Origin of the sequence: Shinella sp. SUS2, from assembly GCF_001262505.1 — a bacterium.
Classification (GTDB): domain Bacteria; phylum Pseudomonadota; class Alphaproteobacteria; order Rhizobiales; family Rhizobiaceae; genus Shinella.
The window spans coordinates 1-6846 of sequence record NZ_KQ410795.1 but is presented as its reverse complement, the minus strand read 5'-3'; the positions used below and the strand labels follow the sequence as shown (position 1 = coordinate 6846).

Here is a 6846-nt window from a genome sequence, read left to right as displayed (position 1 = left end):
CCTCCGGTTTGCACCAGAGATTCAGATTCACCCCACTTTGGGAAGGCTAAAGAGTCGAAGTCAGCGAGGCGGCGTATCAGTGGCAATGCTTCTGCCGATATGTGCCTCACCAAACAAACGATACCGCGCATCACGCCAGCGCCGTGGCATTATCACATTATGCTCTTTATATAGGAAATGGCCCAAATCATCGACGAAAACGGCGAAATTCACCCTCCGGAGCGCTCTACGCTACCGCACAGTACAGCGGATTCCGCTGATGTTTCCGCTGCCGGGGTTTCGGCCGACCTCGCCTTTGGCTGACGCCAAACCCGGCCTACCCGCCCAGCTGCAGGTCTTGACCGAGCGCGCTCGCGGCTACGTCGAGGCGGCCAGTTCAGCCAATACGCGACGGGCCTATGCGGCGGACTGGAAGCATTCTTCCGCCTGGTGCCGACGCCAGAATTTTTCGCCCCTCTCCTCGGATCCGCAGGTCCTCGGGCTCTACATCACCGCCTGTGCCTCCGGTTCGGCGGAGCGAGGCGGCAAAGCCAATAGCGTCCCAACCATTGAGCGGCACCTCGCTGCACTCAGCTGGAACTATGCCCAGCGCAGCGCGCAAAAACTGGATCGCAAGGATCGCGCTACCGCCCATAGAGTTCTCGGACGGTCTGCCTGATTTTCGCGGCATCCTTCCGGCGCTGTACCTCAGTCGTTTAGCCTATCGGCCAGTCGCCCCATCAAATCCATGCGCTCATGGAAGATCGCCACGATCAATGCCGGCGCGTCCTCGCGCGGAAGGCCGAAGATGTAATGATGTTCGCAGCGAGCCATGCGCAACTCCGGATAGAGCGCGCTGATGTCCCTGAAAATCCCTTGACCGGCCGCGAGGCGCGCAATGCCTTGTTCCAGTCTGGCGATGTAATGGCGCACCTGTGCATCGCCCCATTGCTTGCGCGTGTAACGGATGACTCCGCGCAAATCGGCTTCTGCCGCACCCGTCAGGATGTAGTCGTGCCGGGTCAAGCGCGATTGTCCCCGGCAAGTTCTTCATCGAGAATTTCGCCAATGCTTTTGGTGGATACCTTTCCCGCCAAGCCTTCGTTGATGCGCATTCCCAGCAGGGTTTTCAGCTCCTGCCATGCTTGATCGGTATCCGCAGCGCCACCCGGAAATAAGCGTTCGAGCGCATATTGCTTGATCGTTTTGCCTTGCAGGGCGGCCAGTGCCTTCAGGCTTTGGTGCTGCTGGTCGGTTATATCGATAGTCAGGCGGCTCATGTAACACACTCCGTAGATTCACACAGACCCACATTAGCACATATATGGTAATGTGGGTAAGCGCGAATTCTGCATCCTGCGAAAGTGATCGCGGTAGGGACGCCCATCACTGAGCGCCCCCCCCCCCCCCCCCCAGGCCGNCCCCCGCACAGATCTGCTGGACGTACAGGATTTTGCCGAGCGGGCCGCCCGCAGGGATGTGGTTGAAAGTCTAGCCGCGGTCCCTGTCGCCGGAGTAGAGGCGTTCACATCATCACTCCACCGCAAGCCAAGTCTCTTTGTCGCCTTCTCAGCCAGCATTTGCGACTCCTTAACTTCGGCCCCCTAGATAGTTCTCCGAATAACGGAGACAATCTATGAGTGCGGTTCCGGATGAGTATTCCGCCCACCCGAAAACCCTTTGGGAGAAGCTTCGCTATTCCGACACATGGCTTTTCGTGCTCATCGTGGTCGTTGTGCCGAATGCATTGTTTCTGCTCGCTTCGCCATGGCTGATGATCCGTCGCCCGCTGGGTCCTGCGCTTTACCTGGCCGCAGCCGTGCTTTCGCTGGTTCTACCAAGGGCTCTCGCCTATCCGCTTTTCCTTATCGCCGCTGTGGTTGATGGCTTCTTCATCGTTTCCGCGATGTTTAATATGCCTTTCGGCCTCGCCTTTGCGTCGATCGGATTCCTGAAAGATATCGATGTCGGTGCATCGTTGCTCTATTCAGCGGGTATCGCCCTACTTGCCGCGGTCGCCATCGTCTCCGCCTACTTGATCAACCATTATCGTGGCCGCCTGAAGCAGGCCTCCCTCATTCCGACCCTGATCGCTGTCAATGCGCTCATCCTCCTCGACTATGCGACGAACAACTACAATCCAGGAGTGCCGGCAACCTTCGAAAGCGCGCTGCAACAGGCGGATCTCACATCGGACATGATCATCGAAAACGATCGAAATGTGCTTCTCGTGCTCGTTGAGGGCATGGGGGCCTATGCCAATCCGGGCGAGCGGGCACTTTTGGAAGACAAACTGCGCGCCGCCGCCGGCCACCGTTTCAAGCTGAAACACGGGGTCAATGCCCATTATGGCTCGACCACTGGCGCCATGTCGCGGGAGCTGTGCGGCAGATGGGGCACCTTTACCGATTATCTCGAGGACAAGAAATACGACTGCCTGCCTGCGCGACTTGTCGAAGGCGGGTTCTCGACAATCAGTTATGACGGTTTCAACGGTGAGCTGCTCTCACTCAGAGAATGGTATCCCCACATTGGTATCCAGACGTCGAATTTCCGTGACGACCTTGAGAGGATGTTCCCGGACGACACGGCCCGCCATTGCGGCTCAGTCCTGCAAGGGTTGTGCGACGAGGATGTCGGCAGGCTCGTCCACCGGGAGCTTGCGGGGGCGGGCGAACGGCGCAAATTCGTCTACTGGCTAACCCTGGATAGCCACCTACCGTACGTGCCCGTCAAGAACGGTCCTCTCTCCTGCGGTACATCCGCCGCGAGCATAGCCGATCGCATCCCCTGCGACCTCACGGAAATCTGGATGGGTGTGTTCGATACAGTGGCATCGATCGCCGCCGACCCGAACATGCCGCCTTTGGACATCATGGTGGTCGGTGACCACAACACCCCCATGTGGTCGCGTTCCGCCGTTCGGCATTTTCGACCTGGCCTCATTGACTGGTACAAGCTGGAATACATCGCGCCCGTCGATAACTGAGGCGTGGGTACACAAGGACCTCCTAGATTTTATCGTCTGAACAAGCGGTCAGCCCAGCATTGCAGCGGCACGGTCAGGCCGGCCTCAACAAGGGTCAGGCTGCGCACAAGCTCATAGCCCAGACGAGTGCGTCACGGCCGAGCATCGCGGTAAGCTCGCCTACATCTATGTCCGCCAGTCTTCCGTTAACCAGGTGCGGCATCATCAGGAGAGCACGGAGCTGCAGTATCGTCTCATCGACCGTGCCGTCGCTCTTGGTTGGCTTAAGGGGCGCCAGCTCACGAAGGGCCAGCCATGGCAAATCGGACTCTCGGACAGCCAGATCAGCGCGCTGCGGGAACGGATCGCGCGCAACACGAACCAGGCGATATCGGCGCTCCACGACATTCTGCAAAGCGTCCGAACAGTTACGTAGAAGATGCCAACGGTCGGCGACCTGTTGGGCCTTCGGCGCGCCCTCCCGGGCGCCACGTGCATATGCGCCAGCCCTGTCGCGGGCGATGATCTCGACGCCGGGATGGTCCTTGAGCCAGGTGGAGAGTGTACTCATCTCGCGATCGGGCAGCAGATCCACGACGTCGTTCGTCTCCAGGTCGACGAGTACAGTCTCGTATCGTTGCCCGCGCCGCCAGGCCCAATCATCCACCCCGAGAATACGTGGAACCTTGAACTCAGGGACAGCTTCCGATCGCACGATGCGCAAAATGGTGTCGGCGCTTACCTGCATGCCGAGGCGCGCGACCAGCCATGCGCCGGCCTCTCCTCCCAATGCTACCCCGACACAGCGATGGAGCTCGGCGAGGCGCCTCGTGCGCCGGCAATATCGCCGTACGACGTCATCGTGTCTCTCCGCGAATGTACGCCTTCGGCATCGGTGATTGCTGCAACGCAGGCGTCGAATATTGAGCGCTATCGTCACGGTGCGCCCTTGCCACGGCAGATCGGTAAGCTGTCGTACATAGCGGCTGTGGAAACGTTGAGAGGCTTGAAGGCAGTCGGGGCACCGCACAGTATGCGATCGGAAACGGCAATGGATGGATATCGCCTCGGACGATAGTTCAACATGGTCAACGACCAATGGTGACGGGATTAACGGGAGAACGCGTTTCGCCATCGTGATGCTCCTGCAGATTCATACGTCGAATCAACAGGATTCAGAAAGTTGCACCGAAATTGCGCAGAAGAGCCCACTTCTGGGGAGTTGATCCGGTGATGACATGCGCGTGGTGGCGCTCGACCTGCCGACCTCATGGCACTTGGCCTCCGCTGACCGCGACGACATCCACAGCCGCAGGCATCACTAGGCGCAGGGGATGGCCAAAGCCAAGGCGGCGAGGGCTTATAAAGGCCGCCCGCCGAACGAGGAACGCAACAAGGCCATTACGGCCATGTTGCGCAGCGGCACGCCGTGGGCGACCATCCAGAGCGTCACCGGCTGTTCCAGTTCGACCATTAACCGGCTGGCAAAGCGCATAAGGGAAACTGAACATGCACGATGAAGCCACCGACCTCATGAACACGCTGACCTACACGCTCGGGGTCATCGTCAACAGCGAGGGTGATGACCGGCAGCGCCTTATGAACGCCTACGAGGAAGCGCAGGCCTTCGCCGCCGGTATCGCTCTGGCAGAGGGCTCGGCCGGGCCGCGTATCATTGCCTGCTTAGAGCGGTTCAAAGCGTACAAGGCGGCCGAGGACATCGCCGCTGCGGCATGGATGCTGACCGCCATTGAGGCGCGTATCGCAGAACACGAGCTGGCCGGATGGCAAACCCTGAAAATCGTGTCGGATAAGGCCGCATCCTTCCTCCGTCCACCAAGGAAGCAGATGCACTAATACGCCGCCTCTCTGACCTCGACTCTTTGGCCTTTCCAAAGCGCGGTAAATCTTCTGTGGTTGCCGCCCATGATGGCTGCGACAACGCGCGCGGCGGACTGGACTGGTCGCGGGCCTCGGCCTTGATGATGGCATAAGTCTGATGGGAGATCATACCCTCGTCGAGGGCCCAATATGTACGCAACCCTTTGATCCAGATCTCGTTGGCAGCGATCCTGTTCTTCAACTCGACGATAACGAAGAGTTCCAGTATTCTGTGACCAACCGAGCCATCTGGTGCCCTGATCTCCTTATTCCAGCGCCTGTCGACTAGATCGGGCGCGCCTTGCGGTAGGCGGCGGCAGCATACACCTTCTTCTTTCCATTTCCTCATACAGGATCGTCAGACTGTTCCTTGCCGATTTCCTGATTCCCCTGCCAAAGGATCTGACGAAACGCGCTAGCTCCAGGTTTCGATAGCATACTCCGTTCGGCCTGAAGTAGGGCTTCTTGCCAGGCCGGGCCGCGCTTCCATGCTTCATCGAACGCGATGGCGAAATCGGATGCTCTACGTGTCTCGAACAGGGCTTCGAAGAGGATCTCCGCCTGTCGGATGTCCTTGTCCCGCTTGATCGCGCTCATACCGTCGGTGCGTCGTCTCGTGGCGACGATCATCTTATGGACGGCATATCTCGCCGGATCCGGGACTGTTACAGGGACACCGCTCTTGTGAAGCAGGACTGTCCGCACAGGCTCCCTGATGAGAAAGTCGAGGAAGCGAAGCGGATCCGCGCTCGCCCCGCCGAGGGCAGGCATCTTCGATGGCTGGTCGATATAGTCGTCGGAGCCGCGGTTCGATGTCAGGAACTCCACGCGATATCCAGTCGAATTTTGGAATGCAGACGAAGCCACGGATCCCGATCGATGAGGGACGGGTCGAAAGGTGGGATCGACTCTCTGCAGGAGTTCGACAATCGGGGGGAGGCTGTCTTCGACTTCCTGCGAGATCGCATAGTCCTGCGCAATATCCGCATCCCCGGTCAGGACTGATGCCGAGGGCAGGCGTACGCCGAGCAGTCCGGCGTAGGTCTGAAATGCGACTGTCCCGATGAGGACACAGCGGAGCCGGAAGAGGCCCCTGGCCGCGAGTGCCTCGACGAGGTTGCCGGACATCGCGTCAGGGGCGACCATGCCGCCGTCGCGTGTCAGCGTGCTAGCCATGCGCCTCCGAGCGATGAGATCGTCTTTCTGTTGTTGGTGGGTTTCGACACGCTGCGCGATCTCCGTATCATCAGCAGGGCCGACGTATCGCCGGGACTTGCCGCCGGAGCCGTCCGGGATGTCGAAATACCAATAGGCCTTCTCCTTGACGACGACACGCTGAAAGCGGCCCTCGGGTGGAAAATCGGCTGTCCATGCCGCGTCCATGGATCGCTGGCCCAATTCCGCAAGCATAGTCTGGTAGACGAGATCGATCTTCTTCATCGGTAGTGATGCTCCCCAACAGGGCGACTGCCCTTGGACCTCTCCCAGCGTTCAATCCCATGCCTTCAAAGCAGAGGTAGCCTGAGGCGTATTCGTATCGCCCCTCATCTATGCATAGCCGCCAATCTTGAGAACAGCTTCAGCGGGCCTCGTTTTTGTTCCGCTGGCAGATGTTAAGTTCGTTTGTTGCCGCTTCAAGCGCGATGGCCTTAACGCCGTTATACCTTTTTCGTAGATCGGTATAGCAAGGCTGAAAAAAGGGGAAGTCCCCAGTGGACAATACCATGCACATTGCTCGGGTTGTCGCCCGGTCTCCTGTGCCGCTCTCAAAGTCACAGCCGTGAGAGACCGGGCAAATATCTGATGCACATGAACGTAAACGGTCAGCCGATGGCGTCTGGCCGGAGGTTCCGGGGCATAAGCGCTTCGATTTTGGCTGCCGGCCAGCCTTAAGGGATGCGGGTCAATATGTGGGAGAACCAGTCGAGCGGATCGACGCAATTCATTTTGCATATGTGGACGGCCCCCGGCTTGCAAGATTGACGGCAGTAATTTGAACCGATCGCTTGCGATCATAT

The 6846-nt window shown here is 58.9% G+C and carries 8 protein-coding genes; 4 read left to right on the top strand and 4 right to left on the bottom strand.

The genetic code is table 11. The features are described 5' to 3' along the window. Positions 1–259: 259 nt before the first annotated feature. Positions 260–658 (top strand): hypothetical protein, encoded by a 399-nt coding sequence (locus AKG11_RS34215; RefSeq protein ID WP_371260179.1) that lies wholly within the window; start codon positions 260–262, stop codon positions 656–658. Between the two features lie 29 nt (positions 659–687). Here AKG11_RS34215 and AKG11_RS32965 read toward each other — a convergent pair whose 3' ends face one another. Together AKG11_RS32965 and AKG11_RS32960 are read right to left on the bottom strand one after the other, a co-directional pair. Then, entirely contained in the window at positions 688–1005 is a 318-nt protein-coding gene (locus tag AKG11_RS32965) for a type II toxin-antitoxin system RelE/ParE family toxin (protein WP_050747074.1), read from the bottom strand. After that, positions 1002–1259: an antitoxin gene (locus AKG11_RS32960; RefSeq protein ID WP_050747073.1), complete on the bottom strand. Its 258-nt coding sequence runs from the start codon at positions 1257–1259 to the stop codon at positions 1002–1004. The genes AKG11_RS32965 and AKG11_RS32960 overlap by 4 nt, the downstream gene beginning before the upstream one ends. A gap of 437 nt (positions 1260–1696) precedes the next feature. Between AKG11_RS32960 and AKG11_RS32955 the strand changes: the two genes are divergently transcribed. Then, entirely contained in the window at positions 1697–2968 is a 1272-nt protein-coding gene (locus tag AKG11_RS32955) for an LTA synthase family protein (RefSeq protein ID WP_197284068.1), read from the top strand. Between the two features lie 94 nt (positions 2969–3062). On the opposite strand, the gene AKG11_RS34210 is transcribed toward AKG11_RS32955, so the two are convergent. Further along, on the bottom strand, positions 3063–4082 hold the full coding sequence (locus tag AKG11_RS34210; RefSeq protein ID WP_082342971.1) for an ISL3 family transposase: 1020 nt from the start codon (positions 4080–4082) through the stop codon (positions 3063–3065). A 199-nt stretch (positions 4083–4281) separates the two neighbouring features. On the opposite strand from AKG11_RS34210, the gene AKG11_RS35005 reads away from it, so the two are divergent. Continuing rightward, a complete protein-coding gene (locus tag AKG11_RS35005) occupies positions 4282–4467 on the top strand; it encodes a hypothetical protein (protein ID WP_156334226.1) in 186 nt (61 codons plus the stop codon). After that, positions 4457–4804 (top strand): hypothetical protein, encoded by a 348-nt coding sequence (locus tag AKG11_RS35000; RefSeq protein ID WP_050747070.1) that lies wholly within the window; start codon positions 4457–4459, stop codon positions 4802–4804. The genes AKG11_RS35005 and AKG11_RS35000 overlap by 11 nt, the downstream gene beginning before the upstream one ends. A gap of 369 nt (positions 4805–5173) precedes the next feature. On the opposite strand, the gene AKG11_RS32940 is transcribed toward AKG11_RS35000, so the two are convergent. Further along, positions 5174–6268, bottom strand: coding sequence for a nucleotidyltransferase family protein (locus AKG11_RS32940; RefSeq protein ID WP_050747069.1), 1095 nt, complete (start codon positions 6266–6268; stop codon positions 5174–5176). Between the last annotated feature and the right edge of the window lie 578 nt (positions 6269–6846).